19 protein-coding genes are annotated in these 20,424 nt (G+C 43.9%); 14 read left to right on the top strand and 5 right to left on the bottom strand.

The features are described 5' to 3' along the window. Positions 1-106: 106 nt before the first annotated feature. Positions 107-670, bottom strand: coding sequence for a hypothetical protein (locus F7R58_RS05165; protein WP_158063879.1), 564 nt, complete (start codon positions 668-670; stop codon positions 107-109). Between the two features lie 473 nt (positions 671-1,143). Between F7R58_RS05165 and pruA the strand changes: the two genes are divergently transcribed. Together pruA and F7R58_RS05175 are read left to right on the top strand one after the other, a co-directional pair. Next, complete coding sequence (gene pruA, locus F7R58_RS05170; protein ID WP_158063880.1) at positions 1,144-2,769, top strand: L-glutamate gamma-semialdehyde dehydrogenase; 1,626 nt, start codon at positions 1,144-1,146, stop codon at positions 2,767-2,769. A gap of 106 nt (positions 2,770-2,875) precedes the next feature. Then, positions 2,876-3,067 (top strand): hypothetical protein, encoded by a 192-nt coding sequence (locus F7R58_RS05175; RefSeq protein ID WP_158063881.1) that lies wholly within the window; start codon positions 2,876-2,878, stop codon positions 3,065-3,067. Between the two features lie 77 nt (positions 3,068-3,144). Here F7R58_RS05175 and F7R58_RS05180 read toward each other — a convergent pair whose 3' ends face one another. Beyond that, positions 3,145-4,167: a 3-oxoacyl-ACP synthase III family protein gene (locus F7R58_RS05180; RefSeq protein ID WP_158063882.1), complete on the bottom strand. Its 1,023-nt coding sequence runs from the start codon at positions 4,165-4,167 to the stop codon at positions 3,145-3,147. 65 nt (positions 4,168-4,232) lie between these two features. On the opposite strand from F7R58_RS05180, the gene F7R58_RS05185 reads away from it, so the two are divergent. From F7R58_RS05185 to F7R58_RS05195, 3 genes are all read left to right on the top strand, one after another. Beyond that, positions 4,233-5,138: a CorA family divalent cation transporter gene (locus tag F7R58_RS05185; protein ID WP_158063883.1), complete on the top strand. Its 906-nt coding sequence runs from the start codon at positions 4,233-4,235 to the stop codon at positions 5,136-5,138. Positions 5,139-5,250: 112 nt separating this feature from the next. Next, complete coding sequence (locus F7R58_RS05190) at positions 5,251-6,831, top strand: patatin-like phospholipase family protein (RefSeq protein WP_158063884.1); 1,581 nt, start codon at positions 5,251-5,253, stop codon at positions 6,829-6,831. A 69-nt stretch (positions 6,832-6,900) separates the two neighbouring features. Further along, the gene (locus F7R58_RS05195) at positions 6,901-7,443 is read left to right on the top strand and encodes a hypothetical protein (protein ID WP_158063885.1); all 543 of its coding nucleotides are present in this window, start codon (positions 6,901-6,903) and stop codon (positions 7,441-7,443) included. A gap of 11 nt (positions 7,444-7,454) precedes the next feature. On the opposite strand, the gene F7R58_RS05200 is transcribed toward F7R58_RS05195, so the two are convergent. Beyond that, positions 7,455-8,570 (bottom strand): ATP-binding protein, encoded by a 1,116-nt coding sequence (locus F7R58_RS05200; protein ID WP_158063886.1) that lies wholly within the window; start codon positions 8,568-8,570, stop codon positions 7,455-7,457. A 165-nt stretch (positions 8,571-8,735) separates the two neighbouring features. On the opposite strand from F7R58_RS05200, the gene F7R58_RS05205 reads away from it, so the two are divergent. The 8 genes from F7R58_RS05205 (at position 8,736) to F7R58_RS05240 (ending at position 17,432) form a co-directional block, all read left to right on the top strand. Continuing rightward, positions 8,736-10,010, top strand: a complete 1,275-nt coding sequence (locus F7R58_RS05205; protein WP_158063887.1) for a hypothetical protein — start codon at positions 8,736-8,738, stop codon at positions 10,008-10,010. Beyond that, on the top strand, positions 10,011-10,601 hold the full coding sequence (lptC, locus tag F7R58_RS05210) for an LPS export ABC transporter periplasmic protein LptC (protein WP_158063888.1): 591 nt from the start codon (positions 10,011-10,013) through the stop codon (positions 10,599-10,601). Positions 10,602-10,652: 51 nt separating this feature from the next. Then, a complete protein-coding gene (locus F7R58_RS05215) occupies positions 10,653-11,702 on the top strand; it encodes an anhydro-N-acetylmuramic acid kinase (protein WP_158063889.1) in 1,050 nt (349 codons plus the stop codon). 93 nt (positions 11,703-11,795) lie between these two features. Next, on the top strand, positions 11,796-12,812 hold the full coding sequence (locus tag F7R58_RS05220; RefSeq protein ID WP_158063890.1) for a nucleoid-associated protein: 1,017 nt from the start codon (positions 11,796-11,798) through the stop codon (positions 12,810-12,812). Between the two features lie 56 nt (positions 12,813-12,868). Next, on the top strand, positions 12,869-15,073 hold the full coding sequence (locus F7R58_RS05225; RefSeq protein ID WP_158063891.1) for an ATP-binding protein: 2,205 nt from the start codon (positions 12,869-12,871) through the stop codon (positions 15,071-15,073). After that, on the top strand, positions 15,070-15,621 hold the full coding sequence (locus tag F7R58_RS05230; protein WP_158063892.1) for a biliverdin-producing heme oxygenase: 552 nt from the start codon (positions 15,070-15,072) through the stop codon (positions 15,619-15,621). Before F7R58_RS05225 ends, F7R58_RS05230 begins: the two co-directional genes overlap by 4 nt. 42 nt (positions 15,622-15,663) lie before the next feature. Continuing rightward, positions 15,664-16,704, top strand: a complete 1,041-nt coding sequence (locus F7R58_RS05235; RefSeq protein ID WP_158063893.1) for a hypothetical protein — start codon at positions 15,664-15,666, stop codon at positions 16,702-16,704. Further along, the gene (locus F7R58_RS05240; RefSeq protein ID WP_158063894.1) at positions 16,704-17,432 is read left to right on the top strand and encodes a DNA-formamidopyrimidine glycosylase family protein; all 729 of its coding nucleotides are present in this window, start codon (positions 16,704-16,706) and stop codon (positions 17,430-17,432) included. Before F7R58_RS05235 ends, F7R58_RS05240 begins: the two co-directional genes overlap by 1 nt. Positions 17,433-17,482: 50 nt before the next feature. Here the strand turns inward: F7R58_RS05240 and cysK are convergent, their stop codons facing one another. Together cysK and epsC are read right to left on the bottom strand one after the other, a co-directional pair. Beyond that, positions 17,483-18,415, bottom strand: a complete 933-nt coding sequence (gene cysK, locus F7R58_RS05245; RefSeq protein ID WP_158063895.1) for a cysteine synthase A — start codon at positions 18,413-18,415, stop codon at positions 17,483-17,485. A gap of 44 nt (positions 18,416-18,459) precedes the next feature. Further along, positions 18,460-19,275, bottom strand: coding sequence for a serine O-acetyltransferase EpsC (gene epsC / locus F7R58_RS05250; RefSeq protein ID WP_158063896.1), 816 nt, complete (start codon positions 19,273-19,275; stop codon positions 18,460-18,462). 218 nt (positions 19,276-19,493) lie between these two features. Between epsC and F7R58_RS05255 the strand changes: the two genes are divergently transcribed. Next, positions 19,494-20,420 (top strand): malate dehydrogenase, encoded by a 927-nt coding sequence (locus F7R58_RS05255; RefSeq protein ID WP_158063897.1) that lies wholly within the window; start codon positions 19,494-19,496, stop codon positions 20,418-20,420. The last annotated feature ends 4 nt before the right edge of the window (positions 20,421-20,424 follow it).

Consider the following 20,424-nt stretch of genomic DNA (forward strand, 5'->3'; position numbering starts at 1 on the left):
CGAAAGTTCAATCGAAGAACAAATGTTGAACCTTGCAAAAATGTTCAATCGAAGCCGTTCAGCCCCGCTTTTGGCAATACCTTGTTAGCGGTAGTTCTTTTTCCCGTCATAAGGTTTGAATACTACTTACTTGGTTATTTTCTAAATATTCAATATAACATTCTAAGTTGCTCGACACTTTGTCAAGAACTCGTAATAAATATGGACTAACTGTGTCCATATTCAAATCGTCATTCAAGTGGAAGCCGTGATAGTTATGTAAATGTTGCTTTATGTCAATTATTTCAGTTTGATCAAGCTGTTGGAATGGGTTTGAGTTTCGGTAGTCAGCCATTGGTGACAAATGAATAAATGCACAACCCAATTTATAAACTGAATTTGTCCAACCGTGAAGTCTGTCTGTTAAGTCAACCATATTTCTGTCTGTAACTACTGTCCTTGAGTTAGGGAGTGTCCATTTTGTATTTTGCAATGTTTGTGTTATAAAATGTTGTCTTGTGGAGAGGTCTTTACTCAATAGAAAAACTGCTCGAACTAAAGAGTCGAGTTCTTGTCTTAAAACTGATATAAGTTGTCCATAAAGTCTATTTTGAAAAAGTAGTCGACCAGCCGAAACATTTTCAGCAGAACGTTCTCGTAATATTTGGCAAAATTGTTCTGTTTCTGTCATTGTGGGTATGTCTTGTACAATTACCGCTAACACGTAAATATATGTATATTATATGATGACCTAAAGTTTTTTGTTAAAAAATCAACATTCTTTAATAACCATAAGATTATTAAAGCTTTACGTTTGTATTTGAAGTGCGTATTTTTGGTTGTTTAAATAGGATTACCGGAATTTTTAGTAAATATTAACATATCCAAAATGCGCAAAGGGTTTTTGGACTGTCCGACCTATAGTATCAAATCAAAAAGGTACCCCCGAATGATACGACTATAATTTTACCTGAACATACGGTAAGTTTTTCAAGTTAAATAATCGCTAAGTGTTATAACACTTTTCTTAAATCCCTACTGTTAAGCAAACCTGTATCTCAATTAGTTCCTATTATAGCAGTGTTTTCAATCTTTTAAGTAGCATTCCGCTCAGCGGAAATTTCGTAACTTTGTATTCTTTACAAATTCATTAAAATTTACAATATGTCAAAAGCCATTTCGCAGGTTCCGTTTGCTGTAAACGAGCCGGTTAGATCCTATGAGCCGGGCTCTCCGGAAGTAAAATCCCTGATCGCAACCTATAAGGAAATGTGGAAGGAGAAATTTGAAATCCCAATGATCATAGACGGCAAAGAGGTGAAAACCGAAGACAAGGTTCAGCTTCAGTCGCCGCAGGACCATCAGCATGATTTCGGCTTCTATTATAAAGGGGATATGCAGCATGTGGATCAGGCCATCAAAAGTGCCCTGGCTGCACGCCAACAGTGGAACGACCTGGGCTGGGAACAGCGCGCCGCCATCTTCCTGAAGGCCGCCGACCTTATTGCCGGACCTTACAGAGACCGTTTGAACGCGGCTACCATGATTGGCCAGTCCAAGAATGTGCACCAGGCTGAGATTGATGCTGCCTGTGAGTTTATTGACTTCCTGCGCTTCAACGTGGAGTTTATGACCGAAATGTATGGCGAGCAGCCGGTTTCCGACAGCGGAATCTGGAACAGGGCAGAGTACCGTCCGCTGGAAGGTTTCTGCTTTGCCGTAACTCCGTTTAACTTTACCGCGATCTCCGGAAACCTGCCTACATGTATGGCCATGCTTGGAAATGTGGTGGTTTGGAAACCTTCCGACAAGCAGGTGCTTTCTGCAAAAATCATCATGGATATCCTGCACGAAGCCGGACTGCCGGCCGGTGTCATCAACATGATCTTTACACCGGGTAAGGAAACTGCCGAGAAAGTACTGGCGCACCGCGATTTTGCCGGACTGCACTTTACAGGTTCTACGTCTGTATTCCAGAGCATGTGGAAACAGATCGGTAATAATATTGAAAACTACAGAACCTACCCGCGAATCGTGGGCGAGACCGGTGGTAAGGATTTCATCATGGTTCACCCGTCCGCAAACGTGCAGGAAGTGGCTACGGCTATGGTTAGAGGTGCCTTTGAATATCAGGGCCAGAAATGTTCAGCAGCTTCGCGTGCCTACATCCCGAAATCCCTTTGGAATGAAGTTAAGGAAGTGGTGGGTGCTCAGCTGAAAACAGTGAAGATGGGTTCTCCTGAAGATCCTTCCAACTTTGTTAATGCTGTGATCGACAAAAATTCATTCGACAAATGCAAAGGCTATATTGAAAGAGCAGAGCAGGCGGCAGATGCTGAAGTGATCTTTGGCGGTAAATGCGACGATTCCAAAGGCTGGTTTGTAGAGCCAACCGTCATCCTTACTGAAAACCCAAAGTACGAATCCGTTTGTGAGGAGATCTTCGGGCCAATCCTTTCTGTATATGTGTATGATGATGCCAACTGGGCTGAAACCCTTAAACTTGTTGACGAGACTTCACCATATTCACTTACAGGTTCCATCTTTGCAAAAGACCGTTACGCGATTGCTGAAGCTTACAAAGCCCTGGAAAACGCAGCCGGTAACTTCTACATCAACGACAAGCCAACCGGTGCCGTTGTAGGTCAGCAGCCGTTTGGTGGTGCACGTGCCTCCGGGACGAACGACAAGGCCGGTTCCAAGATGAACCTTTTGCGCTGGGTTTCTGTACGCTCCGTAAAGGAAACTTTCGTTACTCCAAAAGACTACAAATATCCTTATCTGGGTTAGGACCTTTAAATTTTATACTTAATCCGCGGCTCAGGCTGCGGATTTTTTTTAGCCGTCTTTTTCGGAAAAGTGTATATTTGCTTTAATCAAAACAAAGAAATAAATTATGAAAAAGCTTATCGTCCCTGTACTTATAGCCGTAGCTGCAGTTGTTGGCAGTTGTGCACAGGAAAAAGAAAAAAGAGAAGAATTTAAGGAGAATCATTATAAAAATGAAATGGTGAATGACCTTGGTGATTCGGCAGTGGCTGCGGGCGACAGTACGGAGGTGCGCACCGATTCTACACTGGTGAGATAGATTCCATTATTAAAGATGAAAAGCCGGCATTCATACGTTTGAATGCCGGCTTTTTAATTGACAATACCTTTTCCTTTTTAGTACTGAAACAACACGCTGCCCCAGGTAAAACCGCTGCCAAAGGCGGACAGGCAAACCAGGTCGCCGCGCTTTATTCGGTTCTGCTCAATGGCTTCGCTGAGCGCGATCGGGATGGAAGCCGCGGTGGTATTTCCATACTTCTGGATATTGTTGAATATTTTATCGTCGGGCAGTCCCATTTTTTGCTGCACGAACTGGGCAATCCTGAGGTTGGCCTGGTGAGGGATAAACATGTCCAGGTCGTCAATGGTTTTGCCGGCTTTTTTCAACGCTTCAGTAATGGTTTCCGGAAAACGGGTAACGGCGTGTTTAAAAACAAAATTACCGTTCATAATAGGGTAGATTTCACGGCTGGTGATACTTTCCGGCTCCAGACGCATGCGGTCGCTCCAGCCGTACTTGGTGCCGGGGAACAGCGTGCAAAGTTCCTCGGCATATTTTCCTTCAGAATGCATATTTACAGAAAGGATATCACCGGCGTTCTCATCCTCGGAAGCGGAAAGGATTACGGCACCGGCACCGTCGCCAAAAATCACAGAAACGCCACGGCCTTCATTGGAAAAATCAAGTCCGAAGGAATGGATTTCCGCGCCTACGACCAGGATATTTTTGTAGATACCGGACTTCAGGAAGGCATGAGCCACACTCATGGCATATACGAAGCCCGAACACTGGTTACGTACATCCAGCGCGCCGATGGTTCCGCAGCCCAGAAGGTCCTGCAATACCACACCGCTGCCCGGGAAATAGTAATCAGGAGAGAGGGTAGCAAATATAATATAATCAATATCCTGGGCAGTCATTCCTGCATTTTCAAGGGCTTTTTGTGATGCCTTGAAACCCAGGTACGCCGTAGTTTCCTCAGGATCATTGCGTTCTTCCCTGTGGTGGCGCTGCTTGATTCCGGTTCTTTCGGTAATCCACTCATCACTGGTGGTCATCAGTTTGGAGAGGTCGTCATTGGTGACTATATTTTCGGGGACATAATGACCTACGCCCTTTATGATACTTTTGATCATTAGTTTCGTTATTTTTGACAAATTTATCAATTTATTCCTGACCCTCTCATCTTAATATTCAGCCTATGCCCTTTACTTCCGTTTTCAGAAACAGCCAATGCGAATGGATCGATGTAGAAGCGCCTGATTTGACCGACCTTGATTTTCTGCATTCAAAGTTTGGCATAGACATGATGCTGCTGGAAGATACGGTGGATCCGGACCACCTTCCTAAATATGAGGAGAGCGGGGAAATCAGATTTATTCTCATGCGGGAGAATACTGATGCCGAAAGACAAAACCTGGGCGGCATCAGTGATGTTTCCACAAAACTTAGTGTTTTCCTGCTGCCGGGCAAAATTATCACTGTGCACCGTTTGAGGACAGCTACTGTAACTGATACTCTTGAGGAAATTTCTGCCAAAGACAGTGCAGAGATAGTGACCGCAGAAAATATTCTGCTGTTATTGGCCCTGAAGGTGATGAAAAGCTACAATGATGAATACAGTGCGCTGATGCAGATCCTGGACGGACTGGAACGAGAGGTATTTCTCAAGCGCACCGTAAATAATGAGTTGCTTCGCGAACTCTACCTATTGAAACGGAAATCCAGCCTGAACGCACGCCTGCTCAGTATGTCGGCTGAATGGATACACAGATTCCGCGGGCTGAAGCTTAAACCTGTACAGATAGCCGATTTGAATGATAAATACACCGATGTAAACTCAGACTTTGATCATCTGAGTGCAGAAGTAAACAGCCTGATCTCCATGTTTTTGGCACTCAGTGACCAGAGAGCCAACCGTGTGATGAAACTGCTGACCCAGTTTTCAGTCTACTTCCTTCCCATCACTTTTATCGCGGGTGTTTACGGTATGAATTTCAGGTATATGCCGGAACTGCAGAGTCCGTATGGTTATGTCCTTACACTTGCAGGCATGGGTCTGGTGGTGCTGATCATCTATATGTATATGCTCAGGAAACGCTGGTAACAGGAAAAACACCCTTTTTTTGAGCGTCCGGATGCGGGCGTTTCTTTTATTCCTAATTTTGGTTATGTAATGACACCCAATGCCTTACCCGCATTGGATAAAAACGATAACCATGAAAACTGACCAGCTGAACCAGCTGCTGCAGGACAATACGCTCAACCGGGAATCGAGGGCTATGCTTACCGCGATGCATGAACGTTTGTCGGCAAAGGAATATTCGGATATACTGGATGCTCAGGGTAATCAGTATATCAATTTTGTCCAGGAGGGCGGCGGTGTGTGGGGTACCGCTCTGGTGGGCTATCTTTATGCCCTCGAGACTTTCGGTATACGCTTCCTGAGGATTGCCGGAACGAGTGCGGGCGCCATTAACACTATTCTTATAGCCGCACTGGGTGACCGATCCCGAAATAAAAGTTCTGCGATAAAGGATGTTCTTTTTAACTGGAATTTTGTTGATTTTATGGACGGTAAATCCATTGTGCGCACGATGGCCGGCATTCTGCTTAAAAATCCAAAACTGCTTAAGCGGAGCGTGTATTTATTGGTTCTCCTTCTACTTATTATCATATTTTTCCCCGTAGTCACGCTGTTCCGTCCGTTCTCCATCTGGTTTTATCTTGTACCGCTTACCATACTCGTCATTGTCGCTCTCGGGGTGCGCTATTATTATGACCTCTTCCGCAAAAACCGTGTCGGTCTTAATCCAGGTCATGCTTTTGAGCGCAAACTGAAACAGACACTGGATCATTTCGGTATAAAGACCGTGGAAGAACTTAATGCGGTCTATAATAAGAAAGGCGCGGAACTTAATCTTAATTACCGTTTTGGCAATACTTCAGAATATTATTTTAACGCCCTGAATCATGTGGAAGAAATCCATGCTGAAAAAGCCGCTTCCATCGACGAAAACCGGTACCGGACTTTTCTTGAAACTATGAAGAATACCGAGCTGTATAAAAACAATCCGTTTATGCTGCTGCGGTCCGACTATACTGTCATAACCACTGACATTAATTCCCGGATTAAGGTAGAATTTCCGAAGATGGCTGATCTTTACTGGACACACAAAGACATCTGCGATATAAGCCCCGCTAAATTCGTAAGGGCCTCGATGGCTGTTCCCTATTTTTTTGAGCCCATGGTGCATAGGATTAACCGCAGCGAGCCGGAAATTATCAGCGCCTGGAAATTCAGGCTGAATGCCGATCCGAAAGGAGTGTTTGACGAAGCCGTGTTCATAGATGGCGGCAGCATTTCCAATTTCCCTATAGATATTTTTCACGAAAGTGATATTTTTTATCCCAGAATTCCTGTATTCGGCGTGCGGCTGACGGACAGCAGTGAGGCGGGTGCCGAAAATGGTCTGGGAAGTAAAGAAATACTTAAAGGTCCGGGAAGTTACCTGATGAATATTTTTGATACACTGCGCGGTTATAATGACAAAACTTTCCTTACTAAATACACCTTCTACAGCAAACACAGCATCCAGACGGTAGACTGCAGTCCAAGCAGCTGGCTTAACTTCTTTATGAAGGATGCGGAAAAGACTGAACTGTTTAACAAAGGTTTTCGGGCCGGTCTCGAATTTCTGGACCGTTTCGACTGGGAGAAATATAAAACCGAAAGAATGCTGGTCGCACTTAAGGAAAGAAAAATCCTTAAAGATGAAAATGAACCCACAGTAGGATAGGGTAGAATAAAAATAGAATGATTATACAGGCGGTGTTTAATTCCTTCAATTTAAATTTAGTAACTGCGCATGGACGAATTACTGAAAACCATTCTTACAGCTTTGCTTAGCGGTGCTGTTATCTCTGCCGTTCTGGGTCTTGTCTTCAAGCGCAGGACGGAGACGATTACGGCTGAAATAAAAAACCAGTTTGAAATGAATTTGCTTCGCAGGAAAACAGGCCAGCAGTGGAAAGAGAAAGCACTGATTGAGCTGTATGGTCCGTTAAACTACCATTTCACAAGAACAAAAAAAGCGCTGAGCCGCTATACAGACAAAAACCTGTATCTTGAGGTAAATGTATTTAAGGATTCCAACCAAAAGATAAGGGACCTCTTGCTGGAAAAATCCTACCTGATCTATCCGGAACTGACCGGTGATGCCGAGGAACTGATCACTCATTACGATGTCTGGCTGGAACAGTATCATAAACTGCGGGTGAATCCGGATGCCGCCGAGGTGGCAGCTACATTCGTATTTGTGCAGGACCTGGGATTCCCTTTCCCGCGTGCCGCTGAAGAGAAATTCAAGCAGAAATACCGTGAGCTTTGGAATGATGTTTATAAGAGCTGATGCTTTCCTGTTTACGCAGTTTTATGGATGTAGCGTGATAGTTTGATCCCCAGGTCCGTCCACACAATCCGTGGATTGGCATTGCGCTGAAGGTGATAGTCGGCTTCATTTATTTCGGTAATGATGCTTTCGATATTTGCGCCATGAATGAATTTGCTGAAGCTGTCCCAGTTAAAACTACCGGACTCAATTTTTTTGTGCACAAGTTCCTGTGCCCCGTAGTTTTGTATCATGGCCATGCGGAACATCTCAGCGCAGTACTCCAGGAAATTTTTTTGCTTTTCCCGGTTCCAGCCGGCAATGGAACGTGCCCAAAGAATGATGTTCTTCAGGAATTCCGGTCTTTTCTTTACCTGAAAAGCATCGCGTACCCACTGCACGAAGAGTTCCTCAAATTCGGTGCTGCCTTCCTGCTGCATCAGTTTTAAGGCGGTGTTAAGGTTGCCCTGCGACTGGTGAATGACTGATTTCTGCCGGTCTTCTGACATTTGGAAGTTCTTTGACAGATATTCACCCAACTCGGTGTCCGACAGGCGGGGAACCTGAACCAACTGTGTACGCGACAGGATAGTAGGCAGTAAATCATCAGCATTTTCGGCTGTGAGAAGGATTACTGTCTTTTCCGGCGGTTCTTCCAAAAACTTGAGCAGCTTGTTGGAGGCAGGAACGTTCAGTTTATCGGCGCGCCAGATAATAAGTATCTTACTGCCGCCTTCAAAACTTTTTAGGGCGAATTTTTTATTCTGCTCCTCAACTTCATCGGCCGAGATAAAAAGCTGTTTGTTCTCGGACTCCAAAAAACTGCTCCAGTCATCAAAACTGGAGTATGGATTGGCAAGTATCATTTCCCTGAACTGATAAAAGAACTGTTGGGACAGTGAAGACCTGTTCGCTGTAAAAACGGGAAAGCTGAAGTGGAGGTCCACATGGTTAAGATGCGATACACGCTGCGCCGCAGTAGGCTTTTCCTGCTCCAGGATTTCTGCGGCATACGCCAGCGCCAGCGGCAGGGTGCCATATCCTTCTTTGCCCAAAAACAATTGGGCATGGCTGATGCGTTGATTCTGTATACTTTTTTTGAGCTGATCCTTCAGCATTTGCTGTCCGGCAATAAGGTCCCAATCCATGTTTCAAAGATAGGCTTTTTGCTGTAATCCGGGAGTTCCCGTAAGGCAGTTGGAAGGGTCTGAACCAGGTTTTACGATGATAATCACTTAACAAACTTTAACCAAAGGAAATTTCCTGGTTTCAGTTATAATTAGGATATTTGCGCATTATTTTAAAAATTAAGAATGAAACATATTTTCGCCCTGTCCTTCATTACCGCGGGATTTTTCCTAAACGCTCAGAATATTGGAAATTCTCCCTACGCCGCTTACGGTATTGGAGATGTAAAATATGACAACACGGTAGAAAATACTGGGATGGCCGGACTCACCACTGCCTATATCACAGATTTCAACAGCAGTTTCAACTTTATGAATCCGGCTGCCAACGAAAACCTGCAGCTTACTGCAATCAAGGTAGAGGCAACCAACGAGAATAATTTCTTCCGCTCAGATTACAATGATTACAAGGTAACCAAGCACTCTACTTACCTTTCCAATATTTCTATCGCTTTTCCGCTGTCACAGAAAGTGAAGTTTGGACTGGGCTACCAGCCTTACAGTTCCAAAAGTTATGATGTGGTGGTTTCCCAGACCGAAGCAGACGGATCGGTAAAACTCAATGCCTACCATGGAGAGGGATCGCTTAATACGGTTCAGGCTGCGTTATCCTACCAAATATCGCCTGCTTTTGCATTAGGCTTAAGGACCAATTTCTATTTTGGAAATCTGTATGATATTGACGAATTGGTTTCCTCTAATGCCGAGCTGATCAACGGTTACGAAACCAGGAACCGTGTAAACAATTTTAACTTTACTGCCGGCGCCACCTATCAGAAAAAATTTGAAAATGACAGAAAACTTACGCTGGGCGCCACAACCACTTTTGGCAACAGCAGTAAGATGGAATCTACCTACATAAACAGTACCTATTTCTATAACAGCAACGAAGTTAAGAATTACGTAAGCATTATAGAACAAACAAACACTACAGCCAATAACCTGCTGCCTTTGGAAGCCTCACTGGGTCTTGGTTTCGGACATAATCAGCGCTGGTTTATAGGTTCTCAGGTTAACTACAGGAGAGGTGAGACCATTCAGTTCGTGGGCCAGGATTTCCTGAATAAAGATTCATACAGGGTTGCCGCCGGTGGTTGGATTCTGCCCAACGTTAACAACTTCCGGAATTATTTTAAAAGGATAATTTACCGTTACGGTGCGTTTTATGAGAAAGGTAATCTCCATATTAACGATACGGATATTAACAGATTCGGTGTGACCTTCGGTGCAACGTTACCATTCAAAAACACCTCAATAAACCGTATGAGTGGTCTTGATGTCGCGGTCGAACTGGGCAAGAGAGGAACTTTGAACAATAACCTGGTGAACCAGAATTATATTAACCTGAAAGTAGGATTCAACTTTGCAGACCGTTGGTTCCAAAAAAGGCTTTATAACTAAATGAAAGCGTTTCTTTGCGGTCAGAAATTTAAAAGTATAGCCTGCCTTTTGGGTCTGGCTATATTTTTTATATCCTGCGAGGAAGATCTTACCACCGTAAATTCGAAGACAAAGAAGGTAAACTTTCCTTCGCAGGTGATTTACGACGCTAAAATTGTGCAGCGTGATTCCGGAAGGGTTAAGATGCGGGCAACTGCACCGCTTATTGAAAAATTTGAACTTATCGACACACCCTACGTGGTGGCAAGAAAGGGTATTGATATTGAGTATTTCGACCGTAAGAACCCAGCCAAACCCGGGAGGATCACTGCAAAATTTGCGAAGATGACCGAAATGAAGCGTTTTTATGAAGCGCGCGGTAATGTGAAGGTGGTCACGAGTGAAGGACAGATGTTTGCCATGCAGACTGTGTTTTGGGATCAGGCAAAAAAGGAAATTTACACCTCCGACACGGTGTATGTAACAAACAAAGATGGCTCCACTCTCGTGGCAGCCAACGGAATGAGGGCTAAGGACGATTTTTCGGAGTATACCTTCCTCAACAATGCAGGAGACATCAACGCCAAGAAGATTCCCGAGCAGAAAAAATAGCAGGCCCGTCTGCCAGGGTGGACCAAAGAAGTTCCTTAAATAAAATTTAGTATGCTTTACCATGCACTTGGACTCATGTCCGGTACCAGCCTGGATGGTCTGGATATCTGTCACGCGTCATTCAGTTATGAGCACGCTGACGGCTGGAAATACCGTATCCTGAACTGTGAAACCGTTAAATATCCCGCTGCCTGGGAACAGGATTTAGGCGGCGCGCGGATGATTTCAGCAGAGGACCTCTTTGCGCTGAATACAGCTTACGGCAAATATTTGGGAGAACAGGTGAACCTCTTTCTTAAAAAAAATGGTTTAACGCCGCCGGATGTCATCGGTTCTCATGGACATACGGTCTTTCATCAGCCAGAGCGCGGATTCACCGTGCAGATTGGTGACGGGCGGGCCATAAAAATGTTGAATGATGTTCCCGTGGTCTATGATTTCCGCAGTGCCGATGTTTTGCGTGGCGGAAACGGTGCACCGCTGGTTCCGATTGGAGACCGGCTACTTTTTGCTGAATATGGAGCCTGTCTCAATCTGGGCGGTTTTTCCAATGTTTCACTGGAGTACGCAGGTCAGCGCATTGCCTTTGATATCTGTCCGGTGAATACTGTACTTAACCGTTTTGCCCAATTGGTGGGTAAGCCTTTTGACCTCGGTGGCCAACTGGCCGCCACCGGAACGGCAGACCACAAGGTTGTGCAAAAGTTGAACGAACTCGGTTTTTACTTGCAGTCTCCCCCCAAGTCATTGGGTGCCGAATGGGTGGAGCGGCAGGTTTTGCCGCTGCTTGAACCACTTTCTGCCCGCGATGCCCTGGCCACTTTTACGGAGCATGCGGCAATCCAGATTTCATTTGCGCTGGAAAACTATAAAGTGAATAATTTGCTGATAACAGGAGGTGGTGCTTACAATACTTATCTTCTGGAAAGAATAGCTGCCAGAAGCGGCTGTAAATTAACAGTACCGGAAAGCGTAGTAGTGGAATTTAAAGAGGCGCTGATTTTCGCTTTTATGGCCGTTTTGCGGCTGCGGCAGGAAAATAATGTACTGTCTTCGGCTACCGGCAGCGACAGTGACCACTGCAGTGGGATTTTGGTTTAACTTTCCCGGCGCGTAATAACCCGGTTTTTGACCTAAAATAATTCCATGGCTCGGGCAATAGCGATATCTTTGCCCTCTAAAATTTGAATAATAATGATATCCAGGATAATTATACATAAGGTAGGAAACAAAATCAATCAGGAAGCCCTTGTGCTTTCGCAGGAAGATTATAGACCGGAAGAGGAAATGAAGGAAATCCTGGAAGATTATTTCCTGAAATCCTTTAAATCTGAAGAGCATTTCCGCTTTTACAGTGATACTTATCTGGTAAATAATCCGGTTTACAGCTCAGTTTCTGAAATTTTTGAAGACCCTTCGAAATTCGTTTACGAATCCGAGAATATCGCCCAGCATCTGTATGACATCACAGAAAATCCCAGGGTACAGACGGGCGAACTTTTTATTGTCTATTTTGAAGGTGAGGAAAATGCAGATGGTAATAAAATAGATTCGATCGGAATATTTAAGACCGAAAACAAAAGTCCTTTCCTGAAAATCTTCCCGAACGGTGATGCATTCGACGTTGAGAAAGATTACGGTATTGGGCTGTCCAAACTTGATAAGGGCGCGCTGATCTATAATTCCGGAAAAGACACCGGGTTTGCCGTGAAGGTCGTGGATAATAACAAAAACGGCGATATGTATTACTGGTTTGAGGACTTTTTGAAGGTCAGACAGCGCGATGATGAATACTTTCATACCCAGGAAACACTTGCCGTTTATAAAGAATATATCACGAAACAGCTGCCGCAGGAGTTTGAAACTACCAAAGCCGATCAGGCAGATTTCCTTAACAAATCAATTAACTTTTTTAAGGAGAGGGAAGTGTTTGATTATGACCAGTTTACAAAAGAGGTGCTGGAAGATGACAATGTTATTGAAAGTTTTGGTAATTTTAAATCGGAATACGAACAGGATATGCAGGTGTCCATTGCTGAAGATTTTGCCATTAATGAAGCGGCTGTTAAGAAGCAAAGCCGCAGTTATAAAAGTGTGATCAAACTGGACAAGAACTTTCATATTTATGTTCATGGCGACCGTAAGCTTATTGAAACCGGTCAGGATGAGAAGGGAAAGTATTACAGACTCTATTTTGAAGAAGAGCAGTAGTATATTATGTTAAATTAAATGATTATCTTTGTTCATATACCTATCATTAATAATCTATGAATTTTATTGACTGCCACCAAGAAATGATCCACATTTCAGGTCATGTACAGGATTTCGGTTACCTGCTCGGTCTGGAAGCAGATACCAAAGGAATCAAATTTTACAGTCAGAATTTAACTCAGCTCTTTCCTATAGATGAGGCTGTGTTTGGTAAAACACTTGAGCAGAAACAGGAAGTTTTTGAACCATTGCTTTCTTCACCTGTGCTTTCATCGCTGGACATCGCTGGAATGACTGATACAGATGTCCTTTTGGATAAATTTGAGGTTGCGGGTGCTCATTATCATCTTACCATTTACCGCTACAATGGCGTGGTATATCTGGAGATGGAGCCCATAATCGAGTTTTTTAAACAGAGGAGTTTTGTTTCCAAAAAATACGAACGCATTCATAATGCCGTTGATTCCGCCGGAATTTGGCGCGAATTGCTGTCATCTGTGTCAGAAGCCATAGATTACGACCGTGTGATGATTTACCGCTTCCTGGAAGACGGCAGCGGGAAAGTTATTGCCGAGAAAATAAAGGACGGTGTTGAGAGTTTCATGCACCTGCATTATCCGGAATCAGACATTCCACGCCAGGCAAGGGAACTTTATCTGAAGAAAAGAAAGCGTATTTTCAGTGATGTCTATTCGGAGCCGGTGCCCATCATCAGTAAGGATCCGGAACCGATAGATCTTACCTATTCTTCAGTGCGCGCCATGTCGCCTGTACATGGGCAATACCTGAAAAATACAGGTGTGGCCTCCAGCTTCAGCACTTCAATCATTATCAATAACAAGTTATGGGGCATGGTTACCTGCCAGAATTTGGAGCCCAAGCATATAGATCTGGTAAACAGGATACGTGCAGAAGTTTTCACCGTGATGGCAGCAAATGCGTATACTTCTTATAAATCTGCGCAGATGCTGTCGGACAGCATAGAGCTGGAAAACAAGATCGGCAGCCTTAAAAGCAGGCTGATGGCTTGTGACAGTCTGGAGGATTCGCTCTTCAGCAATATAGATGAAATGCGGAGGTATCCCGATGCGGATGGTCTGGCAGTTATTGTACACGACCATATCCGAACTTCCGGTGAAGTCCCGTCAGACAGGGATATTTTGCAGATCGTAAAATATGCGCGCGAAAATCCATTGAAAAACTTTTATTCCACCAACGATTTTTCCGATTCGGAACAGGGAAATCTCGGTAATCTGGAGAATGCGGCCGGTGTGATGTTCGGGTTTACGGATGACAAGCGTAATGAGCTTCTTATCTGGTTCCGCAAAGAAATCGATACCCAAATCCTTTGGGCAGGTAATCCGTCCAAACAGATGGAAACGGTAGTGAAAGACGGCATAGAGCAAATGGTTATATCGCCACGAAAGTCATTCGCCACTTATATTCAGGATATAAAAGGTAAATCCCGCCCCTGGAAGAACAAAGATGTGTTTGCGGCCAAAAAAGTGGTTGCCACAATCCTGGAAACAACTTATTCGCAATTCAGACGTGTACAGGAACTTAACCGCGAACTGAAGAATCTGAATGAAGAACTGGATAGTTTTTCATACACGATCTCTCACGACCTGGGCACCCCGCTTACTGTTATGAAGTTGAATGCACAGCTTCTGGAAAAGTCGCATGGTAAGAACCCCGATGTGAAGAAACGTGTCACCAGTATACTGGATGAAATTATGGGAATGGAACTTATGATGAGGGGAGTTCTGGACCTGAGCCGGGCAAAGTCTGCACAGATAGCCGTAGAGGAAGTGGAAACTCGCTCACTGATAGAAAAGATATGTTATGACGTGAAGCTTACGCTGAATTGCCCTGAAACTGAGATTACAGTCCATGAATGTCCAACTGTTATGGCTGATAAGATTATGCTGATCCAGGTATTTCTGAATATCATAGGAAATGCAGTGAAATATTCCAGTAAAACAGATAAGCCCCGGGTCCTGATTAACGGCAAGGTGGTGGACGACACGGTAGTGTATACGGTGAAGGATAATGGCATCGGAATCGCCGAAGAGGATCAAGAGCATATGTTCAGAATTTTCCACCGTATGAGTAATTCCAAAGGATTTCACGGTAATGGAGTAGGACTCTCCATCGTTTATCGCATTATGAGCAGGTTAGGAGGGTTGATCACTTTCGACAGTGTGGAAAATGAGGGAACCTCTTTCCACCTTACCTTTTTAAAACCACCGGGAAAAGCATGATAGCAGATATCTTAAAGCATCAAACCAAGGAGCTTCATGACAGTGTGGAGCTGAAATTCAACTCCTCTAAAATCTTTCAGGATGATTACACATCGGACGATTACAGGAAGCTGCTTACTTTCAATTATATTTTTCTAAAAACTTTTGAGCAACCAGTTTTCCGCTTACTTTCTGAGAAATATGGCGACATGCTGATGCTCCGGCACCGGCGAAAACTGCACCTTTTTGATCTGGAAAGGGAAGACGTGATTTCTTCAGGCGACGACATCCATGAAATTGAGGTCAATTGTGAAGCGGAAGCATTGGGAATTCTTTACGTGATGGAAGGTTCCACGCTCGGTGGTACGATGATCGCTAAGAAACTGGAAGGGAATCCGCATTTTTCAGACAAAACCTTCCCGTACTTTCGCTGCTACGGCGAACGTACAGGCTCTATGTGGAAAAACTTTAGATTTGTTTTAAATGATGTTGTTCGCGAAGAGGAACATGACCAGGTTCTGATAGGTGCAGAGAAAGCATACCATTTCCTGCTTGGACTGCCGGATTAATTCCGGATGGTTTCATTTTTGCTGAAATCATCTGAAAAAACTATGGCAAAGGAACTTTACTATTCGCCGGAAATGGACCGGCTCACACCTAAGGAGCAGGAATTACTGGATAAGGATGTCAAGCTCACTAAAAGAGCAGTCCTTCTGTCAGCAAAAGTGAACGGCAAAAGATATGCTACACGTAATGCGCATGCCAAGGCTTTCGGTTACGTACGCGGCAAATTTATTCCCGTAAAGAATAATGCGGGCGACATTTCCGAGCTGCTGCAGGGAAATAATCTGGGAGTGATTATCCGCTACTCCCATCCAAATTTCTTTACTCTCAAAAATGGCCCCGAATATCCTTTATATGGGTGTTCGGTGAAAATATACAATAAAAGGTTACCTGTCAGTGCCAGGTTTCCTCTTGTAAACCTTCCTGTATTTATCACGAATTCGGTTTCTAAATTCCTTAATATCCATATTAACGCCAACAGGTTCTTTATATCGCGCGGTAAGATATATGGGCTTTCCTTTTTAAAGATTCCCGGACTTGTCCTGGCAGGATTGTCTCTGTTTTGGGACAGGCAAGTACTGTCGATTCTGAGAAATACACTGCGGGTACTGGATATTGAGAAAAGATTTATCGCTACGTATGCCTACCACTCGGTGGGCTGCTACAGGCTGGGGGATAAGGTGGTGAAAATAAGGCTGAAACCCACAAAACATAAAAATACACCTGAAGAACCACTGATGGACCAAACCCAAAAACTGTTTGAATATTTTTCTGCGGAAGAGCTTAGCCTCGATTTTCAGGTGCAGGTTGGTACCACTGAAAGGAAAACCCCCGTTAACAATTTATTGAAGATTTGGTCCGAAAGATCCACTAAATTTGTCACAGTTGGACGTATTATCCTTCCAAAACAGGATATAAGTGAGTACAGGACAATGGCCTACGAAAACCTGTCATTTAACCCTTTTGAAAATGCAGATGAGCTCAAACCCGTAGGCAGGATGCAGAAAGTCCGTCAGAAGATTTATAATGCAAGCATTGCTGCGCGCCAGCATTATAACCAAACTGCCAATGTCAAAAATAAAAAATAATGCCTGAAGGACCTACCATTTTAAACCTGAGGAATAAACTGAACCGTTTCCGCAAAAAAACTGTTACCGAAGCAGGCGGTTACGGCGATATGGATAAAACCGGTATTGAAGGTCAGCAGTTACTTGACATTGATTCCTACGGAAAGAACTTTATTTTTGTTTTCAGGGATTTCTTTGTAACCGTACATCTGGGTCTGTTTGGAAGCATGCTCATTAACAAGCGCAAGAAGTCTAATGCAAGTTTTTACCTTCATTTTGATGATGCGCAGATTAATTTTTACATAGCGAATACTAAAAGAATAGAAGGAAAACCGCAGGATCACTTTAATTACCGGACAGATATCCTTAAGGATAATTATGACGGCGAATTGGTGCTGAGCACGGTTCAGGATAAATATAAAGAGAGAATGATCGGAGATGTGCTCATGGAACAGGAAATATTTGCCGGTGTGGGCAATATTATCCGGATTGAATCTTTGTACAGAGCCAAGATTCATCCTGCAAGCCTGGTGAAAGATATCCCGGAGAAAAAACTGGTTTTCCTTATTGAGACGGTGGTTAATTACGCATTTGAGTTTTTGGAACAGTCCGATACGGTAAAGGAAAAAACCCTCATATATGGACGCAAAATTTGCCCCAAAGACAAGCGTGAACTTATTATTGAGGAAATGGGGAAGGTTAAGCGAAAAACATATGTTTGTCCCAAATGCCAGAAAATGTATTCATAAAAAATCCTGCCGACCGGCAGGATTTGCTGTAAAATATTTTTAAATATCCTTTAATATTGGAATACAGACTCTTCAAAAAGTCCTTCTACGGACCAATATCTTTCGCCGGTATCATAATTGAAGGTTAGAATTCTGGAACCCTCCGGAATTTCGCTGAGTTGCTTACTTATTGCCGCCAGCGATGACCCAGTTGAAATCCCAGCCAGTATACCTTCTTCGCGGGCCAGCCGTTTTGTAAATTCAAAAGCTTCCTCCTTTTCAACAGAAATTGTTCCGTCCAGGATGTCGGTATTCAGCACCGCCGGTACAAAACCGGCTCCAATTCCCTGAAGCGGATGGGGACCGGGTTTCCCGCCTGATATCACAGCTGAGTCCATAGGTTCCACCGCAAAACTTTTCAGGTTGGGGAACTTTTTCTTTAAAACAGCACTAACACCTGAAATATGACCGCCAGTGCCTACTCCCGTAATTAAGTAGTCGAATCCTTCCGGGAAATCTTCCAGGATTTCCCTGGCGGTAGTTGCTGCATGAATTTCCGGATTGGCATCATTTTCAAACTGTTGCGGTATCCAGACATTATCAAGTTCTACAGCCATTTCCGCAGCCTTCTTTACAGCGCCGGAAGTTCCCTGCTCGCGCGGTGTTAGTACGAACTTCGCACCATACGATGACATGAGTTTCCGCCGTTCCACACTCATGCTTTCAGGCATTACAAGCACCAGTTGATAACCCTTCACCGCACAAACCATAGCCAGTCCCACTCCAGTATTTCCGGATGTAGGTTCTACAATGAGGGTGTCCTTTGTTATTTTACCTTCCCTCTCGGCTTTCTCAATCATCGCCAGAGCGATCCGGTCCTTTATGCTGCCGCCCGGATTCTGCTTTTCAAGCTTCATCCATATCTCGGCCCTGCTATCAAAAATAGTGTTAAGCTTTACTGTTGGAGTATTTCCAATGGCTTCCAGTACATTATTCAGTTTCATACTATAGCTGTTTTGTTAGATTAATTTAAATGTTTAGCTTCCTCTTAAATAATGAAATTGATGGGTTCATTTTCAGGTATCTTGTTGCGGACGGTTACAAGCCCTTTATGAAAAACTACCGAGTTGGGAGCTACGCTTTCAGTGATCCACACATTTCCGCCGATAAGCGAATCTCTTCCGATGACTGTTTGCCCACCAAGAATCGTGGCATTGGCATAAATAACTACATTATCCCCGATGCTGGGATGCCTTTTCCTGTTCTGAAGCTCTTTTGTTACAGAGAGCGCACCCAGTGTGACTCCCTGGTAGAGTTTTACATTGTCGCCAATTACAGTAGTTTCGCCAATTACGATTCCGGTGCCGTGATCTATGAAAAAATTTCTTCCAATGCGCGCACCCGGATGAATATCAATCCCTGTTTTACTGTGTGCATATTCGGTCCAGATCCGTGGGATAAGCGGTACGCCGTTCTTCACCAGTTCATGTGCCAGACGGTACACAGCTATCGCAAAGAAACCGGGATAGGAAAATTTTACTTCTTCCACACTCTGTGCAGCCGGGTCGTTTTCGTAAATGAAACGCGCATCATCCTCAAGAGCCTGGTAAACCTGAGGAAAAGTATCAAAGAAAAAACCGGTGTCATGGCTGTTTCTGCCGTTACTGGCTGAAACCAGGATTTCTTCAAACTGTATTTTGAAATTTTTGAGTCGTCTTTCTATTTCTGAAAGCTGTGCGCAACTGTTCTTTTCCAGATAGAAAATGAACCGGAACAGGCTGTCTATGAATTCTTCAGTCTTCTTTTTGTCAATATTGAATTTCCGCGCGGTATAACCGGTATGCAGCTGTTTTGCGAAACTCATTGTCTTTATGGATTTTTATCCAAATGTACTGCAAGAATGTTTCCAAAGACCTTGATGCATGTTAAGTAAAGTCCATCGGTGCATAAATAATTAAGTATAAAATAGTCGGGTAAAGTTGGTCACCGCAGGTGAATTTCATAAATTTGTAGCACTTTTAAGCAGCCGGTGTTCCGGTTATGTCTCACCATATGGATCAGATAAATTAACAAAAAAATATTATGAAAGTAACCGTAGTAGGAGCAGGAGCAGTAGGCGCAAGTTGCGCGGAATATATTGCTATGAAAAATTTTGCTTCAGAAGTAGTTTTAGTAGACATTAAGGAAGGTTTTGCCGAAGGAAAGGCTATGGACCTTATGCAAACAGCCTCCCTCAATGGTTTTGATACCAAAGTAAGCGGAACTACAGGCGATTACAGCAAGACTGCCGGATCTACCGTAGCTGTGATCACTTCCGGAATCCCGAGAAAACCCGGAATGACAAGGGAAGAACTTATCGGTATCAATGCAGGTATCGTGAAAGAAGTTACCGCTAATCTTGTGAAGCATTCTCCGGAAGTTATTATCATTGTCGTTTCCAATCCTATGGATACAATGACTTATCTGGTGCATAAAACATCAGGTCTTCCAAAAAATAAAATCATCGGTATGGGTGGAGCTTTGGATTCCGCGCGTTTCAAATATAGATTGGCTGAGGCGCTTGATTGCCCCATCTCTGACGTAGACGGAATGGTAATCGCTGCTCACAGCGACACGGGAATGCTTCCGTTAATGAGCAAGGCAACAAGAAATGGTGTTCCTGTTTCTGAATTCCTGGATGCCGACAAGCAGGCTTATGTTGAAGAAGAAACCAAAGTAGGTGGCGCTACACTAACCAAACTCCTGGGAACATCTGCATGGTATGCACCGGGTGCTGCAGTTTCAGTACTTGTACAGTCAATCCTTTGCGACCAAAAAAAGATGATACCCTGTTCGCTGATGCTGGACGGCGAATATGGTGAGTCCGATATCTGCCTTGGCGTTCCTGCAATAATCGGAAAGAACGGTGTTGAAAAAATTGTTGACATCTCCTTAACTGAAGAGGAAAAAGAAAAATTCGCTACAGCTGCTAAAGCCGTAAGAGAAGTAAACGGGGATTTGAAATTCTAATTAG

The sequence above is a fragment of the Chryseobacterium sp. genome (assembly GCF_008831505.1).
Classification (GTDB): domain Bacteria; phylum Bacteroidota; class Bacteroidia; order Flavobacteriales; family Weeksellaceae; genus Marnyiella.

Bases quoted from the DNA above. Each gene is read 5' to 3' on its own strand.
- F7R58_RS05165 (WP_158063879.1), bottom strand. From the start codon at position 670: ATGACAGAAACAGAACAATTTTGCCAAATATTACGAGAACGTTCTGCT.
- F7R58_RS05240 (WP_158063894.1), top strand. From the start codon at position 16,704: ATGCCTGAAGGACCTACCATTTTAAACCTGAGGAATAAACTGAACCGT.
- F7R58_RS05205 (WP_158063887.1), top strand. From the start codon at position 8,736: ATGAAACATATTTTCGCCCTGTCCTTCATTACCGCGGGATTTTTCCTA.
- F7R58_RS05180 (WP_158063882.1), bottom strand. From the start codon at position 4,167: ATGATCAAAAGTATCATAAAGGGCGTAGGTCATTATGTCCCCGAAAAT.
- F7R58_RS05185 (WP_158063883.1), top strand. From the start codon at position 4,233: ATGCCCTTTACTTCCGTTTTCAGAAACAGCCAATGCGAATGGATCGAT.
- F7R58_RS05255 (WP_158063897.1), top strand. From the start codon at position 19,494: ATGAAAGTAACCGTAGTAGGAGCAGGAGCAGTAGGCGCAAGTTGCGCG.
- F7R58_RS05220 (WP_158063890.1), top strand. From the start codon at position 11,796: ATGATATCCAGGATAATTATACATAAGGTAGGAAACAAAATCAATCAG.
- F7R58_RS05225 (WP_158063891.1), top strand. From the start codon at position 12,869: ATGAATTTTATTGACTGCCACCAAGAAATGATCCACATTTCAGGTCAT.
- F7R58_RS05190 (WP_158063884.1), top strand. From the start codon at position 5,251: ATGAAAACTGACCAGCTGAACCAGCTGCTGCAGGACAATACGCTCAAC.
- F7R58_RS05235 (WP_158063893.1), top strand. From the start codon at position 15,664: ATGGCAAAGGAACTTTACTATTCGCCGGAAATGGACCGGCTCACACCT.
- F7R58_RS05200 (WP_158063886.1), bottom strand. From the start codon at position 8,570: ATGGATTGGGACCTTATTGCCGGACAGCAAATGCTGAAGGATCAGCTC.
- F7R58_RS05195 (WP_158063885.1), top strand. From the start codon at position 6,901: ATGGACGAATTACTGAAAACCATTCTTACAGCTTTGCTTAGCGGTGCT.
- cysK (WP_158063895.1), bottom strand. From the start codon at position 18,415: ATGAAACTGAATAATGTACTGGAAGCCATTGGAAATACTCCAACAGTA.
- F7R58_RS05215 (WP_158063889.1), top strand. From the start codon at position 10,653: ATGCTTTACCATGCACTTGGACTCATGTCCGGTACCAGCCTGGATGGT.
- epsC (WP_158063896.1), bottom strand. From the start codon at position 19,275: ATGAGTTTCGCAAAACAGCTGCATACCGGTTATACCGCGCGGAAATTC.
- F7R58_RS05230 (WP_158063892.1), top strand. From the start codon at position 15,070: ATGATAGCAGATATCTTAAAGCATCAAACCAAGGAGCTTCATGACAGT.
- pruA (WP_158063880.1), top strand. From the start codon at position 1,144: ATGTCAAAAGCCATTTCGCAGGTTCCGTTTGCTGTAAACGAGCCGGTT.
- lptC (WP_158063888.1), top strand. From the start codon at position 10,011: ATGAAAGCGTTTCTTTGCGGTCAGAAATTTAAAAGTATAGCCTGCCTT.
- F7R58_RS05175 (WP_158063881.1), top strand. From the start codon at position 2,876: ATGAAAAAGCTTATCGTCCCTGTACTTATAGCCGTAGCTGCAGTTGTT.